This is a genomic window from Ruegeria sp. C11 (assembly GCF_056537725.1).
The window spans coordinates 180,764-195,274 of the sequence record NZ_JBQFSB010000008.1 but is presented as its reverse complement, the minus strand read 5'-3'; the positions used below and the strand labels follow the sequence as shown (position 1 = coordinate 195,274).

Below are 14,511 nucleotides of genomic sequence, written 5' to 3'. Positions count from 1 at the left end.
GAAAAGTTAAGGATTATTCACCAAATGGCGGGGCTGACGGTGTGCCAAGCCCCTGCTTGCGCAATGCGTCCGTCTGTTTGTAGGGGTCCAGCGACTGCTTGCGATAAGCCTGTTCGTACCGGTCCACCGGGAACAGGCGGATACGCGTGAATCGCGACTGACGCTTGCGGAACTCGGCATCTTCCTGTGCCAGTTCCTGACGGGTGTTTGGCGGAACGCCATAGCGACTGGATGCCGTCACCAGGGCCTGATCCGTTGACGGTACGGCCCGCGCCGGATTCAGCGCCGCAGCGTTTCCGCCCAGGGCAACAACAGCGTCTTCGGTCGGATTGGGATCTGTCAGATTCGCCCCACCCGGCGTCGGTGCCGGAAGAAAGGAATAATCCTTGGGTTCGGTCAACGGCTTCACCGGCAGAACCGCAAATTCATCCGGACCCGCACCCTGAGGCCGGATATCCTTGAGTCCTTTGCTGGAACAGCCCGCAACCGCAACGGCAGCGGTCAGTATGATTGTCGCCAGCGGCATCCGCATGGTCATCTCCTGCCTGTTTCAGGCGCTTTTATCGCATTTCATCCGGCGCGTCACGAGGCCTTTTTGCCGTCAAACAAAACCAGACCGATTGCCCCGGCAAAAATAAAAACATCCGCCAGATTGAAGACAAAAGGATTGTTGATACCGCAGCAGGACATGTTCAGAAAATCCAGAACATATCCGTACAACAAACGGTCAATCACATTGCCCAGCGCACCGCCAATCAAAAGGCCCCCGCACAACAGCATGACCGTCGAACGCGCGCCCCGCCCGAGCCAGACGAGTACGGCCACACAGACCACGACCGAAATTCCGATCAGAATCCAACGCGCAGCGTCACCGTTGCCCTGAAACAGGCCGAAGTTGATGCCGCGGTTTTCGCCGTACAAAAACACCAGATACGGCGACAGTACGTCGATTCCGTTGGGCTTGTCGGCGACGCGCATGACATGCACGACCAGATATTTGCTGATCTGGTCGATCAGAAACGCCGCCATCCCGGCCCAGAAGAGAATCCCGTAACGCATCAGTGCCGGAAGTGCCGCATGCCGGTAAAGACCATCGCAAGACCAGCCTCATCCGCCGCCGCTATCACTTCGTCGTCACGCATCGAACCGCCCGGCTGGATCACGCAGGTCGCGCCTGCCTCGGCGGCTTCCATCAGACCGTCAGGAAAGGGGAAGAACGCATCCGAGGCGACGGCCGAGCCGATGGTCAGTGGCTGCGGCAAGCCCAGCGTGTCCGCCATGCGTTCTGCCTTTTTGGCCGCGATCAGGGCCGAATCGACACGACTCATCTGACCCGCTCCGACGCCGACAGTCGCGCCGTCCTTGACATAGACGATGGCGTTGGACTTGACGTGTTTTGCCACTTTCCACGCGAACAGCAGATCGCGCATCTGCTCGTCGGTTGGTGCCTTTTTGGTGACGACCTTCAGATCATCCATGCCAACAAAGCCGTTATCCTTGTCCTGTACCAGCAGGCCACCCGCCACCTGGCGCACGGTCTTGCCGCCTGCGGTCACGTCAGGCAGGCCCTCGGTCGTCAGCAGGCGCAGGTTTTTCTTGGCCGCAAAGATCGCCTTAGCCTCATCAGACGCACCAGGTGCGATCACCACCTCGGTGAAGATGCCGGTGATCTCCTGCGCGGTTTCCGCGTCCAGAGGCTGGTTCAGCGCAACGATGCCACCAAAAGCCGACGTGCGGTCACAGTCGAACGCGGCTTTGTATGCCTCAAGCAGAGTCGCGCCTTTGGCCACGCCACAGGGGTTGGCGTGTTTGATGATTGCACAGGCAGCACCGTCGGCGGGGTCGAACTCGGCCACGAGTTCAAACGCCGCGTCGGTGTCGTTGATGTTGTTGTAGCTCAGTTCCTTGCCCTGATGCTGAATGGCAGTCGCAACGCCGGGGCGACCCGTGCCATCGGTGTAGAACGCCGCCGACTGGTGGCTATTCTCGCCATAGCGCAGGGTTTGCTTCAGCTCACCCGCAAAGGCACGACGGCGCGGAGACTCGGCGGCCAGCGCATCGGCCATCCAGCTCGAAACAGCCGTGTCGTAAGCAGCAGTGCGGGCATAGGCCGTCTGCGCCAGAGTTTGACGGAACGCATAAGAGGTCTGGCCATCATTGGCCGCCAGTTCAGCCAGCAGCGCGTCGTAGTCCTGAACATCGACCACCACATTTACAAAGGCATGGTTCTTCGAAGCCGCGCGGATCATCGCAGGTCCGCCGATATCAATGTTCTCAACGCAGGTGTCGTAATCGGCCCCTTTGGCCACGGTCGCCTCGAACGGATAGAGGTTTACCACCAGCAGATCGATCGCACCGATGCCGTGTTCATTCATCGCCTCCACGTGGCTGTCGTTGTCCCGCAGCGCCAGCAGGCCACCATGCACCATCGGGTGCAGCGTCTTGACCCGGCCATCCATCATTTCAGGAAAGCCGGTGACCTCGCTTACGTCCTTCACGGCAAGCCCGGCATCGCGCAGCGCCTTGGCCGTGCCGCCAGTCGACAGAAGTTCGACCCCGCGCTCGGCCAGAGCCTTGCCCAGCTCGATCAGCCCGGTCTTGTCGGAAACGGAAAGCAACGCGCGGCGCACGGGGTGAAGATCGGTCATGGGTCCAAAGGTCCTTTTGGCGTCAGTCAAACTCGGGCTCGTCCCGGTGCAGGTCGCGCACGGCATAGGCTGTATCCTGTGCCTTGCTCAGCGTCCACCGGATGCGCGTCGCATACTCCATTGCGCGACCAGATAGAACGATCTGTTTTGTCGCGCGTGGCTTTAATCGCCCGTTTTCGAGATAAACACTTGGCGCCAGAGATAATTTACCGCCGTTTTCATGCCGGAAAACCCAGATTTCTCCGCTTTTGAGCGCCATGGAAACGGCTGCACCGCCCAGATCCACCGCCGCGTCGACATCCGGATGAAGGTGCAATCTGATGTCGAAACCAATTCCATTGAGTCCCGAACTGTCCATGGCCTGATCAAACCGGCGCCTTGCCTTGTCGCTTAGCGCCAGCAGGATATCCTCGCCCGCCAGTTCGCGCCCGTCAAAGCGCAATTGCAGAACACGCGCATGTGTCAGGCCAAAAACCTTGACATAGCCATCGTGGCCGCCCTGCAGTTGCACCCCTTCAAAACCCTCTTCAACTTCAACCGGAACGTCGTGCGGCGCGTCAATCAGCGCCTCATGGGCAGTCCCCCTCAGCGGCTCTGACAGCCGCGCGCTGGAGTAACCGTCGAGACACAGGGTGGAATGCGAGGGTGTCGCCCGTCCAGCCCGACGCCAATCCAGACCAAAACTGGACCCCGATCCGCAACTGACGATCAAAGGGCGCCGCCCGGATGTCAGTTCGAACGCCAGTGTGGACGCGTGCCCGTTATACGACGCGGCACCGTTGGGCGGCGCGCTGGCATCGACAATGACGCTGGTGCGCCCGGCGGCCAACCGCGCATAGCCCATCGACAGCCCGACAGGATGCTGTGGCTTTACACCGCTCTGCGCGAGGGCCTGATCCAGCCGCCCGTCAACCCCCCGGCCGCCACCATGAAACCGCGCCAGCGCCCCATCAGCATGGCGCAGGCTGCGCAAGGTGGGCGCAATCCGCTTGATTGCTTGCGTCTGCGCCGCCGGTGTACCCCGCCCCACCTCATGCAGGGCCGCAGCCGTCCAAGTGAGCAGGGTGAAAACCTCCAGCAGTTCCTCGGGGTTGCGGGTTGGAATGCCGCCCTGTTCGTCGATCTGGCGATCACATTCACCGGCCAGCGCCCGCAGGGCCGGGTCGGCCATGTGTTCCAATCCTTCCAATGCCAAACCGGCGTAGATCAGACCGGCCAGAGCCTCGAAGCGCGGCAACCCCGGTGTGGTCGCCTGCCAGCGTTTGGACAGAAACCAGGTTTGCTGTGAAAGCGAGCGAAAGAACAAGCGGCTCTGATCCTCGCTGGCCCCGCGCAACAGAAAGACCGCGTGATTGATCCAGCGGATGACCCGGCGTCCCGTCAGATTTGGAACCCAGCCCGGACCTTGTCCGCGGCCGTGCTCTTCGATCCAGCCCCAGACCCAGCGTTGCGCCTTTTCCCGCGCGCGTGCATCTCCTACTGCGGCCAGATCATCGAGCCATGCGAAACCATGCCGTTCCTCATCAAAGGCAGCTGTAGGGGCCGCAACGTCCCACAACCCGGTGTCCTGAGCTTCGACGAGATACCCGGCAAAAAGCAAATTGCCCGCCACCAGCTGCCGCCCCCGCGCAAACGATCCGACAGTGCGCGGCTCGGGCTGGCCGACAAAGCCCTTAACCCCTTTTTGCCTTTGGCTGAGGCGCGCATAGAGACGGTTCTGAAACCGCATCCATCGTCTGACCATGGTTTCCGGATTCGACATGGTTCCCGTTACTCTGCCTCACACGCTCTGGGGCGTTTGAGGCAACGATAGCCGGGGAATTTCGTCGAGTCACCGAAAAGCGTCAACTCAGACCGATTTGCGCAGGCAGGCGACATAAAACCCGTCCATCCCACCGGCTTCGGGCCAATAGTCAGGGCGCAGACGCAGTCCGCCTTCCTCAGTGATCCAGCTGCCCTCGATGCCCGGCAGGTGCAGCGCCGCGCGGTCGATGGTCATATCCGGGTGTTCGGCCAACGCTTCCTCTACCTGCACTTCACCCTCATCGGGCAATAGCGAACAGGTGCAATAAACCATACGGCCTCCCGGTTTCAGCAAGGTCCAGGCATGCCGCAGCATGTGCGCCTGCAGCTCGATCAGACCACCGAACTCGGACCCGTCCTTGGCATGGGGCAAATCCGGATGCCTGCGGATCGTACCCGTGGCGGAACAGGGCGCATCCAGAAGGATGGCGTCATACTGGCCGGAATGTTCCAGCGCATCCTCGACAAGTATACTGGCCTGCAGGCCAGTGCGCGCCAGATTTTCGCGCACTCTTTTCATCCGGGCCTCGGAAACGTCCAGCGCTGTCACTTCTGCCCCGGCGGCGGCAAGCTGCATCGTTTTTCCACCAGGCGCGGCGCACAGATCCAGCACCGTTTCCCCGGACTGCGGGGCCAGTACCCGCACCGGCAACGCCGCCGCTGCATCCTGCACCCACCATTCACCCGCAGCGAAGCCCGGTAGGGCAGACACCTGCCCGGCATCCCGCAGCCGTACTGAACCGGTCGGCAATTCCTCACCACCCGGGCCTGCAACACCGGATTTGAGCGTCACGTCCAGTGGCGCGCCGTCGAAATGCGCCCGTTCCATTCCCTTCACCGCGTCCTGACCCCAGGCTTCGATCAAAGGCTCACGCAGCCAGTCCGGCAAGCGGGGCACACGCATCTTGGGCCACGCATCCGGCCCATCCGCTGCCACTTTACGCAATACCGCGTTCACCAACCCCTTTAGGCGCCCATGCTTGCGCGACCGCCCGACGATCTCGACCATGGAGTTGACCACACCGTGCGCCGCTTCTCCCTGACACAGTTCGACCGTACCCAGCCTAAGAGTATTGAGAACCGTCAGATCGGGGGTTTTCCGCAGATGCCCTTCAAGCAGGCGGTCAGCGCGTTCCAGCCCTCGCAAGGTTTCCAGCGTCAACCGCTGCGCCCGCGCGCGGTCTTCGTGGCCCAGACGATCCAGCGCGCCCGCTGCAAGGCATTCGGACAACAATCGCCCCTCGCCCAGAATCTGATCCAAAAGATAAATTGCGCTGCGCCGTGCCGTTGTTGCGCCGTCCGACATGTTCCCGCCTTTTTGACTGTGACCTGCGCCCGCATTGCCTTGGGCCGACGCGGGCGTATATCAAGGGCGTGCACGGAAAGGAACCCAACGCCATGAGCGACAAGCAACAAGACCTGCCCCCTGCCGCACAGCGCGCGCTTGCCGAAGCAGAGGAGCGTCGCAAGAAAGCCGATGCAGCGGCCAAGACGGCACCCAAAGAACTTGGCGGTCGCGACGGACCGGACCCTGCCCGGTATGGCGATTGGGAAAAGAAGGGGATCGCGATCGATTTCTGATCCCCGCTTCGGGGGCTCAGCCTTTGGCCCGAAGGGTTTCGGCAAAGTCCCGGATCAACGCGTTTTGCTTTTTCGACCGGGCGCGCTCTTCCGGCCATGTCAGCCAGTACCCGTCCTTGGTTTCCAGCTCGGGCAGGTCCAGCCGCAACAGCACACCCGACGCCAAATGGCTGCGCGCCAACGGGGCCGACCCCAGCACCGCACCCAATCCCTGCTGCGCCGCCGTCAGTGCATGTTCCATCGAATCCACACTCAACCGCGCAATGGGAGGTTCGGATAACCCGGCATTCCGGGACCAGTCGCGCCAACCCGGTCTTTCGCCGCGCAACTCGATGACACCATCATCCAAGCTCACACCCGGAGCGACCATGGGCACCAGCACTTCGGGCGCAATCAGGGTGGCCTCGCGTCCCGGCCAGTTGCCACGCCCATACCGGATCTGCAGCCATGTACGCTCTTCATCCAGTGTTGAACGGCGCGCCACCGAGTCGGTCACCAGCCTGACCTTGGGCCGCTTTTCGTGGAAGGCCGTGACACATGGCAAAACCAATGCGTGAACATGCGAACTTAGTGCAGCAACCCTTAGTTCGCGTGGCGATTTGCCAAACAAGTCTTCTGTGTTTTGTTCCAGCGCGGACAGGCTGTCTTGTACCATCGGCAAATAGCTTTCGCCTTCAACCGTCAGCGTCACGCCGCGCGCCTCGCGCACGAACAGGGATCGGCCAAGCCATGCCTCAAGGTTGCCGATCCGCTGGCTGACTGCAGCCTGCGTCAGCCCGAACTCGCGCGCCGCAGCGGAAAAGCCGCCCAGTCGGCCAGCGGCCTCGAACACCCGCAGCCAGTCAAGCGGCGGCAATCCAACCTTTTTCTTAGCCATTAGAATTTCCAACTCTCAGGCGAAATAAGGATTAATTGTCGTAATGCCATGTCGGTTATATTTCCACAAGCACAGCCCGCGCCGAACAGGAGACTCCCAATGCTGCGCTCTGCCAACCACGACGGTTCTGTCGTCACTGTTGAATTCACCGACAACACCCGCGCCCGTTTTCACGCCATCTGGCTGCGCGACAATGCGCTTGACCCCGAAACCCGCGCAGCGGGTAATGGCCAGCGCCTGATCACGATTGGCGACATTCCTGCCGATATCTCGGTCGCTGCGGCCGAGGTCGTGAACGACGATCTGTCCGTTACCTTCGCGCCCGAAGGCAAAACCGTCACCTTCCCTGCCGCTTGGCTGTCGGATCACAACTACGACCGCAATCAATCTGAAGAATTCGGGCGGATAGCGCCCGGCATTACCACCTGGTCGCAAGGCATCGAAGCGCCCAGCGCCGACTGGACCGAGGTTCACCAGAACCCCTCAGCCAAACGCGGCTGGCTGGCGGCGGTGGCCGAGTACGGCTTTGCCAAACTGACAAATGGTCCGACCGAGCCGGAATCTCTGCTGAAAGTGGCCGATCTGTTCGGCTATGTGCGCGAGACCAATTATGGCCCCTATTTTGAGGTCCGGACCGAGGTGAATCCGACCAACCTTGCCTATACCGGCCTTGGCCTGCAGGCGCATACCGACAATCCCTACCGCGATCCGGTGCCAACGCTACAGATCCTCTACTGCCTTGAAAACAGTGCCGAAGGCGGCGATTCAATTGTTGTCGACGGCTTCCGCGCCGCGGAAAAGCTGCGTGATCAAAACCCCGAAGGGTTTGCCCTGCTGGCAGGCTATCCGGCCCGCTTCGAATACAAAGGCTCGGACGGGGTCTGCCTGCGCTCGCGCCGCCCGATGATCGAGCTGTCGCCGGATGGTGAACTGGTCGGCATCCGCTTTAACAATCGCTCGTCGGCCCCATTCGTGGACATCCCCTTTGATCAGATGGAGGCCTACTACACCGCCTATCGGCAACTGGGCGAGATCATCGACGATCCGGCCATGGGCGTGTCGTTCAAGCTGGAACCGGGAGAAAGCTTTATCGTCGACAATACCCGCGTGCTGCACGCGCGCTTGGGCTATTCCGGCGCAGGCTCGCGCTGGCTGCAGGGCTGCTACGCCGACAAGGACGGGTTGCTGTCGACGCTGGCCGCGATGGAGATGGCACAGCCGGAGGCAGCGGAATGAAACCGGATTTCTCGACCCTGAACCGGGACAATATCGTGGCCTTCATCGGTGACATTTTCGACCGCCGCGGTGGTGAGGAATATCTGGGCGAACCTGTCACCATGGCCGAACACATGCTGCAAGGCGCCACGATCGCCGAACAGAACGGCCAGCCCGAGGAAATCATCGTCGGCGCGTTGCTGCATGATATCGGCCATTTTACCTCCGAGTTCGGCACCTATCACCCCGACGACACCGAAGACCGTCACCACGAGGACGCGGGCGCCGAAGTGTTGGAACAGTTCTTCCCTTCGGTCATCACCGACTGCTGCCGCTATCACGTGGCCGCCAAGCGTTATCTCTGCGCCACCAAGCCCGAATACTTCAATCGTCTTTCTACGGCTTCGGTCCATACACTGGAACTGCAAGGCGGTCCGATGAATGCCGCGGAGGTCGCCGAATTCGAGGCCAATCCGAACCTGAAAGAGATCATTCAGGTGCGCTATCTGGACGAGGCTGGCAAACGTGCGGATATGGAAACACCTGATTTCGCCCATTTCGCACCGATGGTGCAACGCATGGTCGACAGACATCTGGGTGCCGCATGAACGCACCGGAATACATCTTCGAGGCCAGCTCGAAACCCTCGCTGCCCTGGCATGAGGTTCCGCTGATCCGGGCAACGGACACGTCGGTCAAAGGCTATGGCTGTCTGGTCGATGATCCCGAGGGGTTCGAGATCGAAATCGCCCGCTGGCCGCAACAGGGCTGGCGGCCAATCGACGAGGGCACCGGCGACGAAGGCGGCTGGGTTGAAGGCACGTTCAAATGCGACTGGCAGGGTGATGTGCTCTATGGCGAGAACGAAGCGGTCAAAGGCCATTACGTCCTCGGCTGGTCTGCTGATCCTCAGCAAGCGCAAACGGATCGGCAAACCGCGCCGCGCGATCAGGTTCTTTTGTGGCACATGAACTATCACCCGGATGGCGGGCAGATGTTCTGGCCGCTGGACAACAAACCCTTCATCGTGCCTGCCGCCCTGCCCGGCGACAACCTGACCCCTGAAAAGGTGGTGGCGTTCTGGTGCGACGGATCACGTGGCCTATATATCCATCCCGGCATCTGGCACGAGGGGATTTTCCCGGTCGAGGACAACCAGCGTTTTCTGGATCGGCAGGGTCGGGTCCACGCGCGGGTCAGCGCCGATATCGGTAAAGAGTTCGGCGTCTATCTGTCCTGCCCTCTGCGGGCGGATAAGGTCAGGGATTTGTGATCAAAGCCCCCTGATGGTCCGACCGCCTGCGCGCAATCCAGATCTGCACGGCCAGCAGATAAGGAACAAAAAACGCGAAATTCTGCACCAGATCAAAAGGGCCCGAGAAATCGGGCTCTGACCCCAGCCCTCCGGTCAGCAGATACCAAAGCGTATAATGGACACGGTAAAGCCACGACCCCAGCGCCAGCCAGAACAGCCGCAATCCCCAAGCCCAATGGCCTGCGCGGTCGCCAGTCAAAGCCATCCACGCCAGCATCAGTGCCGCAGTAAACAGGCACAGCCCGTAAATGAAAAAGCCCACGGACATCACCGGTCCGCCAATCGTTCCACGCAGGGGTATATAAGTCATCCCGGCCAGACCGGTGACCAGCGCCAGTGTGATCAGTACCGCACCCAGCGCGCGGTGAAAGCGGTTGTAACTCTGCCGAAGCCCTCTGATCAGTTGCAGCGGCACCAATGCCACCAGAACCGTTCCGGTCAGGATATGCAGCAGCATGGCGGCGTTACCGACTCTTTGACCATCCACAAACAAATAACTTTGTTTGGCCGCATCATCAGACAGCCCAATGCCGATCATACCAAATCCATGCGCAACAAAAGGCAGCAGTGTCAGATAAAACACTGCCAGCAATACTCCGGTTGCCACGCGAGATTTCAGGATCCGCATACCCGAACTGTAGCGTCGACTGGCGGGCCGTCTATGGCTTATAGGCCCAGCACATCCACCATGTCATACTGGCCGGGGGCCTTGCCCTGCCCCCACAGCGCCGCCTTCAGCGCGCCCCGGGCAAAGATGGCACGGTCCGAGGCCAGATGGCGCAGTACGATGCGTTCTCCGGGGGCGGCGAACAGCACGTCATGTTCGCCGACGATGTCGCCTCCGCGAATGGCGTGGAACCCGATGTCCCCCCGCTTGCGCGCGCCAGTAATGCCGTCACGGCCCCGATCAGACACATCATCCAGCTTGACGCCTCGGCCTTCGGCAGCAGCCTCGCCCAGCATCAGCGCGGTGCCCGAGGGCGCATCGACCTTGTGGTGGTGGTGCCCCTCGATGATCTCGATGTCGAAATCCTCGTCCAATGCGGCCGCGACCTTTTTGGTCAGTTGCACCAGCAGGTTTACGCCAAGGCTCATGTTGCCCGCCCGCACAATGACGGCATGGCGTGATGCCGGTTCCAAAGCCGCTATCTGCTCATCCGTCATACCTGTGGTGCCGATCACATGCACACAGCGCGCCTGCGCAGCCAGCGCCGCGAATTCCAGCGTTGCCTCGGGCGCGGTGAAATCAATGACAGCCTGCGCCTGAGCGAACGCCTCCAGCGGATCGTCGGTCACGGTCACACCCAATGCTTGACCACCCATCGCTTCGCCTACGTCCTGTCCGATCCAGTCATGACCCTTGCGTTCGACCACGCCAACCAGACGCGCCTGATCGCTGTCCGTGACGGTCTTGATCAGCATCTGCCCCATACGGCCCGAAGCCCCTGTGATGACGATCCCCGGAATATGGGTCATTGCGCTGGTCCTTTTGTTGAATTTGGCTCAAAGCCTCCTACCCCGTTCGCGCCCGCTTGGCAAAGCCCTGCTTTGCGCTTAGATCGGGGGTTATGGCTAAGAACAAATTCCACGATGGCCCCGGCCCTTCCCAAAGACAACTCCGCGTCGGCGAACTGATCCGCCGCACCTTGTCCGAGGTTCTGGCGCGCGGCGATGTGCACGACCCCGACCTGAACCGTATGTCGATCACCGTGGGAGAGGTACGTACCTCTCCCGACCTCAAGATCGCCACTGCCTATGTGCTGCCGCTTGGCGGCAAAGGGCAGGAAAACGTTATCGAACTGCTCGCCCGTAACAAAAGCGAGTTGCGGCGCATGGTGGGCAAGAAGGTCGGCCTGAAATTCTCGCCCGATCTGCGGTTCCGTCTGGATGACACGTTTGACCGGCTGGACGACACCCGCCGCATGTTCGAACAGGACGCGGTGCGCCGCGATCTGGACGAGTGAACCGTACGGCTCTGACGCTGTGCGCGGTCCTGTGGGCGGCGCAAGCCTCTGCGGTCACCTGTGAAAAACTAACCCATGAGGACAAGCGGTATACCATCTGCGAGGTGGATGCCGCCAATGAAGACCTGCGTCTGTTTCTGAACGACGACGATGGCAAGGTTCTGGGTTACTTCTCTTCCGTAAACAACGCGCTGAACCCGGATGGCGAACAGCTGGCCTTTGCCATGAACGCCGGGATGTATCACGACGACCGCTCGCCCGTTGGACATTATGTCGAAGACGGGCAAGAGATTATGCGCGTGATCCCCAATGCAGGGCCGGGCAATTTTGGTCTGCTGCCCAATGGGGTGTTCTGCATCCGCGACGGACGCGCAGATGTGTTTGAAACGCTGACATTCGTCGAAGATGCCCCTGAATGCCGCTTTGCCACGCAGTCAGGCCCGATGCTGGTGATCAATGGCGAATTGCACCCGCGCTTTCTGGTCGATTCGACCTCGCGCTATGTGCGCAACGGGGTGGGCACCAGCAAGGACGGCGCTAGGGCGGTCTTTGCGATATCCGATGACTACGTGACATTTCATGAATTCGGCAGCCTGTTCCGGGACGTTCTGAAAACACCGAATGCCCTGTTTTTCGACGGCAATATCTCGCGTCTTTACGCCCCGTCTCTGAACCGGTCTGACGTTGGTTTTACCTCTCTGGGTCCCATTGTTGGCGTCGTCGAAAGCCTGGAATAAGCCGCGCTGCTCTGCATTCGGCATTCTGTTAGTTTGACAGCGCCCGACCGATCCGTTAGGTCGCGCGCCTCGATAAAATTCAAGGTGAAAAATGGGACGCAAACGCAAGGGTCGCGACATTTCCGGCTGGCTGGTTGTGGACAAGCCCGCAGGCCTGACCTCGACCGCTGTTGTGAACAAGGTCCGCTGGGCCATGGACGCCAAAAAGGCCGGGCATGCAGGCACGCTGGACCCTGAGGCGACCGGCGTACTGGCCGTCGCCCTTGGCGAGGCAACCAAGACCGTTCCCTACATCACCGATGCGCTCAAGGCGTATACCTTCACCGTGCGCCTTGGTCAGGCCACCAACACCGACGACGCCGAAGGCGAGGTGATCGCCAGCAGTGACGCACGCCCAACCGACGATCAAATCAAAGAGGCCTTGCTGCCTTTCGTGGGTGAGATCATGCAGGTCCCTCCGAAATTCTCGGCCGTCAAGATCGACGGTCAGCGCGCCTATAAGCTGGCCCGCGATGGTGAGGATGTCGAGATCGCCGCGCGCCCGCTCTGGGTCGAGGAACTAGTTCTGGTCGACCGGCCCGATCCGGATCATGTCATGCTTGAGATGACGTGCGGCAAGGGTGGATATGTCCGTTCGATCGCGCGCGATCTGGGCGCGGCGCTGGGATGTCATGGTCATGTAAAGGAACTCCGCCGCATCTGGTCCGGACCTTTCGAGGCCGAAAACGGCCTGAGCATCGAACAGATCGACGAAATGGCCAAGACCACAGCGCTGGATGAATACCTGCACCCGCTGGAGGCCGGTCTGGCCGATCTGCCTGAGGTGAAATGCACGCCCGAAGGCGCCACCCGCCTGCGCAATGGCAATCCGGGCATGGTTCTGACTTCGGATGTGGAATATGGCGACGAAGCTTGGGCCTCGCTGGATGGCCAGGCTGTGGCCGTGGGCGTCTATAAATCCGGCGAATTGCATCCCAGTCGGGTGTTCGTGCAAGGCACTTGACCGACGACGAGCCCGCAATTCAAACCCAGTGTATCAACAGGATGTTGCTGGGGTGAAATTGGACGGACCGCCCGATTTTTGCTATAATAGCATCATTGGTTTAGTTGTCTGGAGGGTCGGTTATGTTTAATTCCTTACGCAGCAAAGCGTTCAAAGCGCTGGCCCTCTCAATCACCGCAGCTATCCTTTCGGCACCAATGGCGAATGCCATAACCGTTAGCTACAATATCACAGTTGGTACCTCGGTTGGCACATTTGAGGCGCCGAATACCGGAGGTCTTCTGACCAGTTTCAACATCACCATAGACGGCGTTACCTTCGACACACTTGGGACTGGCGTTGGCGCGCCTGTTTACGATGCGGTGAGCAATGACATTCGCGGCAACCCCTCCACAGAAGGGTTCATCACGAACTCCGCAGCTGGGTCAGGTTGTCTGGCGATGGAATGCATCCTGTCCTTGGAGGATTCCGTTAACCCCGGCGTGCAGCCGCCCCTTTACGCGATTTTTCCGTTGGTCGGCGGATTTCCGGGCGGTGTAACCAACTCTGGCGAATATTCGATTACTCTGGCCCCACCGATGAGTCCCATCCCACTCCCAGCGCCACTTGCGATGCTGGCCAGTGCGCTCGTACTCATAATAATACTAGGTTGGCAGAGGCAAAGGCGCCCGGTCACGCAACCGATTTGATTCCGTCAGAACCGGCTCACTTCGCCTAATAAAACGCACGGCGTGCGCCTGTCACAAACTCCTGTCAGTCGTTATGGCCCCATCCGGTGAAGCATGGTAAGTCAGCGGCATGATTACCCGTTCCCACACCAAGGGCGATGCGCCCTCGACCGCCGTTTATTCGGATTGCGAATGCTATCGCTATAGCCTGACTCGGGTCTGGGATCCGGCCGGGCGCAAGGCGCTGTTTGTAATGCTGAATCCCTCGACCGCAACCGAGGTTCAGAACGATCCCACCGTTGAACGCTGTGAACGGCGCGCGAGGACGCTGGGTTTTGGCGCATTTCAGGTCACCAATATCTTTGCCTGGCGCGATACCGACCCGCGTAAGATGCGCGCAGCCGCCGATCCCATTGGCCCCGAAAACGATGATGCCATTCTGGCCGGGGTTGATTGGGCCGACCAGATCGTTGCCGCATGGGGCACCCACGGCACCCATCTGGAACGCGGCCCCGCGGTCGAGCAGTTATTGCGCGGAACAAAACAGCCCCTGTTCCATCTGGGATTAACCAAGGACGGGCATCCAAAACACCCGCTTTACATTGCTTATTCCCAACAGCCTCAGCATTGGGGCTAAAGTCCTATCGTTAACCAACAAAGCGGTTCGGCTTTGACCAACCCCTTGATTCACAGGATATTC

At 60.4% G+C, this 14,511-nt stretch carries 17 protein-coding genes; 9 read left to right on the top strand and 8 right to left on the bottom strand.

Features of this window, described 5'->3' with window-relative positions:
* Positions 1–13: 13 nt before the first annotated feature.
* From ACR0NA_RS15805 to ACR0NA_RS15785, 5 genes are all read right to left on the bottom strand, one after another.
* The gene (locus ACR0NA_RS15805) at positions 14–532 is read right to left on the bottom strand and encodes a DUF3035 domain-containing protein (RefSeq protein WP_480730461.1); all 519 of its coding nucleotides are present in this window, start codon (positions 530–532) and stop codon (positions 14–16) included.
* Between the two features lie 50 nt (positions 533–582).
* The gene (lspA, locus tag ACR0NA_RS15800) at positions 583–1,059 is read right to left on the bottom strand and encodes a signal peptidase II (RefSeq protein ID WP_480730459.1); all 477 of its coding nucleotides are present in this window, start codon (positions 1,057–1,059) and stop codon (positions 583–585) included.
* Positions 1,059–2,648, bottom strand: coding sequence for a bifunctional phosphoribosylaminoimidazolecarboxamide formyltransferase/IMP cyclohydrolase (purH, locus tag ACR0NA_RS15795; protein WP_480730457.1), 1,590 nt, complete (start codon positions 2,646–2,648; stop codon positions 1,059–1,061). The genes lspA and purH overlap by 1 nt, the downstream gene beginning before the upstream one ends.
* 22 nt (positions 2,649–2,670) lie before the next feature.
* Positions 2,671–4,410, bottom strand: coding sequence for a heparinase II/III family protein (locus ACR0NA_RS15790; RefSeq protein WP_480730454.1), 1,740 nt, complete (start codon positions 4,408–4,410; stop codon positions 2,671–2,673).
* 87 nt (positions 4,411–4,497) lie between these two features.
* Positions 4,498–5,757 (bottom strand): RsmB/NOP family class I SAM-dependent RNA methyltransferase, encoded by a 1,260-nt coding sequence (locus ACR0NA_RS15785; protein ID WP_480730451.1) that lies wholly within the window; start codon positions 5,755–5,757, stop codon positions 4,498–4,500.
* A 92-nt stretch (positions 5,758–5,849) separates the two neighbouring features.
* Here ACR0NA_RS15785 and ACR0NA_RS15780 point away from each other — a divergent pair, with 92 nt between their 5' ends.
* On the top strand, positions 5,850–6,032 hold the full coding sequence (locus ACR0NA_RS15780) for a DUF1674 domain-containing protein (protein ID WP_170655896.1): 183 nt from the start codon (positions 5,850–5,852) through the stop codon (positions 6,030–6,032).
* 16 nt (positions 6,033–6,048) lie between these two features.
* Here ACR0NA_RS15780 and ACR0NA_RS15775 read toward each other — a convergent pair whose 3' ends face one another.
* Positions 6,049–6,909, bottom strand: coding sequence for a LysR family transcriptional regulator (locus ACR0NA_RS15775; protein WP_480730446.1), 861 nt, complete (start codon positions 6,907–6,909; stop codon positions 6,049–6,051).
* Positions 6,910–7,008: 99 nt separating this feature from the next.
* Here ACR0NA_RS15775 and tmpA point away from each other — a divergent pair, with 99 nt between their 5' ends.
* The 3 genes from tmpA to ACR0NA_RS15760 are packed head-to-tail and all read left to right on the top strand — an operon-like array spanning position 7,009 to position 9,397.
* Entirely contained in the window at positions 7,009–8,145 is a 1,137-nt protein-coding gene (gene tmpA / locus ACR0NA_RS15770) for a 2-trimethylaminoethylphosphonate dioxygenase (protein WP_480730444.1), read from the top strand.
* Entirely contained in the window at positions 8,142–8,732 is a 591-nt protein-coding gene (gene tmpB / locus ACR0NA_RS15765) for a (R)-1-hydroxy-2-trimethylaminoethylphosphonate oxygenase (RefSeq protein ID WP_480730442.1), read from the top strand. Before tmpA ends, tmpB begins: the two co-directional genes overlap by 4 nt.
* Positions 8,729–9,397 (top strand): ureidoglycolate lyase, encoded by a 669-nt coding sequence (locus ACR0NA_RS15760; protein WP_480730440.1) that lies wholly within the window; start codon positions 8,729–8,731, stop codon positions 9,395–9,397. The genes tmpB and ACR0NA_RS15760 overlap by 4 nt, the downstream gene beginning before the upstream one ends.
* Here the strand turns inward: ACR0NA_RS15760 and ACR0NA_RS15755 are convergent.
* Positions 9,384–10,046: a DUF2306 domain-containing protein gene (locus ACR0NA_RS15755; RefSeq protein WP_480730438.1), complete on the bottom strand. Its 663-nt coding sequence runs from the start codon at positions 10,044–10,046 to the stop codon at positions 9,384–9,386. The genes ACR0NA_RS15760 and ACR0NA_RS15755 overlap by 14 nt on opposite strands.
* Before the next feature lie 59 nt (positions 10,047–10,105).
* On the bottom strand, positions 10,106–10,915 hold the full coding sequence (gene dapB, locus ACR0NA_RS15750) for a 4-hydroxy-tetrahydrodipicolinate reductase (protein WP_480730436.1): 810 nt from the start codon (positions 10,913–10,915) through the stop codon (positions 10,106–10,108).
* Positions 10,916–11,007: 92 nt separating this feature from the next.
* Between dapB and rbfA the strand changes: the two genes are divergently transcribed.
* The 5 genes from rbfA (at position 11,008) to ACR0NA_RS15725 (ending at position 14,448) form a co-directional block, all read left to right on the top strand.
* Positions 11,008–11,403 (top strand): 30S ribosome-binding factor RbfA, encoded by a 396-nt coding sequence (gene rbfA / locus ACR0NA_RS15745; protein ID WP_170655910.1) that lies wholly within the window; start codon positions 11,008–11,010, stop codon positions 11,401–11,403.
* Positions 11,400–12,140: a phosphodiester glycosidase family protein gene (locus tag ACR0NA_RS15740; RefSeq protein WP_480730433.1), complete on the top strand. Its 741-nt coding sequence runs from the start codon at positions 11,400–11,402 to the stop codon at positions 12,138–12,140. The genes rbfA and ACR0NA_RS15740 overlap by 4 nt, the downstream gene beginning before the upstream one ends.
* A gap of 91 nt (positions 12,141–12,231) precedes the next feature.
* Positions 12,232–13,143, top strand: a complete 912-nt coding sequence (truB, locus tag ACR0NA_RS15735) for a tRNA pseudouridine(55) synthase TruB (RefSeq protein ID WP_480730431.1) — start codon at positions 12,232–12,234, stop codon at positions 13,141–13,143.
* 122 nt (positions 13,144–13,265) lie between these two features.
* Positions 13,266–13,832 carry a hypothetical protein gene (locus ACR0NA_RS15730; RefSeq protein WP_480730430.1) on the top strand — a complete coding sequence of 189 codons (567 nt, stop codon included), beginning with the start codon at positions 13,266–13,268 and terminating at the stop codon, positions 13,830–13,832.
* 109 nt (positions 13,833–13,941) lie between these two features.
* Complete coding sequence (locus tag ACR0NA_RS15725; RefSeq protein WP_480452387.1) at positions 13,942–14,448, top strand: DUF1643 domain-containing protein; 507 nt, start codon at positions 13,942–13,944, stop codon at positions 14,446–14,448.
* The last annotated feature ends 63 nt before the right edge of the window (positions 14,449–14,511 follow it).

What these genes read in the sequence shown, in the direction of transcription:
- ACR0NA_RS15805 (WP_480730461.1), bottom strand. Translation starts at nt 532, where the DNA reads ATGCGGATGCCGCTGGCGACAATCATACTGACCGCTGCCGTTGCGGTT.
- lspA (WP_480730459.1), bottom strand. Translation starts at nt 1,059, where the DNA reads ATGCGTTACGGGATTCTCTTCTGGGCCGGGATGGCGGCGTTTCTGATC.
- purH (WP_480730457.1), bottom strand. Translation starts at nt 2,648, where the DNA reads ATGACCGATCTTCACCCCGTGCGCCGCGCGTTGCTTTCCGTTTCCGAC.
- ACR0NA_RS15790 (WP_480730454.1), bottom strand. Translation starts at nt 4,410, where the DNA reads ATGTCGAATCCGGAAACCATGGTCAGACGATGGATGCGGTTTCAGAAC.
- ACR0NA_RS15785 (WP_480730451.1), bottom strand. Translation starts at nt 5,757, where the DNA reads ATGTCGGACGGCGCAACAACGGCACGGCGCAGCGCAATTTATCTTTTG.
- ACR0NA_RS15780 (WP_170655896.1), top strand. Translation starts at nt 5,850, where the DNA reads ATGAGCGACAAGCAACAAGACCTGCCCCCTGCCGCACAGCGCGCGCTT.
- ACR0NA_RS15775 (WP_480730446.1), bottom strand. Translation starts at nt 6,909, where the DNA reads ATGGCTAAGAAAAAGGTTGGATTGCCGCCGCTTGACTGGCTGCGGGTG.
- tmpA (WP_480730444.1), top strand. Translation starts at nt 7,009, where the DNA reads ATGCTGCGCTCTGCCAACCACGACGGTTCTGTCGTCACTGTTGAATTC.
- tmpB (WP_480730442.1), top strand. Translation starts at nt 8,142, where the DNA reads ATGAAACCGGATTTCTCGACCCTGAACCGGGACAATATCGTGGCCTTC.
- ACR0NA_RS15760 (WP_480730440.1), top strand. Translation starts at nt 8,729, where the DNA reads ATGAACGCACCGGAATACATCTTCGAGGCCAGCTCGAAACCCTCGCTG.
- dapB (WP_480730436.1), bottom strand. Translation starts at nt 10,915, where the DNA reads ATGACCCATATTCCGGGGATCGTCATCACAGGGGCTTCGGGCCGTATG.
- rbfA (WP_170655910.1), top strand. Translation starts at nt 11,008, where the DNA reads ATGGCTAAGAACAAATTCCACGATGGCCCCGGCCCTTCCCAAAGACAA.
- truB (WP_480730431.1), top strand. Translation starts at nt 12,232, where the DNA reads ATGGGACGCAAACGCAAGGGTCGCGACATTTCCGGCTGGCTGGTTGTG.
- ACR0NA_RS15730 (WP_480730430.1), top strand. Translation starts at nt 13,266, where the DNA reads ATGTTTAATTCCTTACGCAGCAAAGCGTTCAAAGCGCTGGCCCTCTCA.
- ACR0NA_RS15725 (WP_480452387.1), top strand. Translation starts at nt 13,942, where the DNA reads ATGATTACCCGTTCCCACACCAAGGGCGATGCGCCCTCGACCGCCGTT.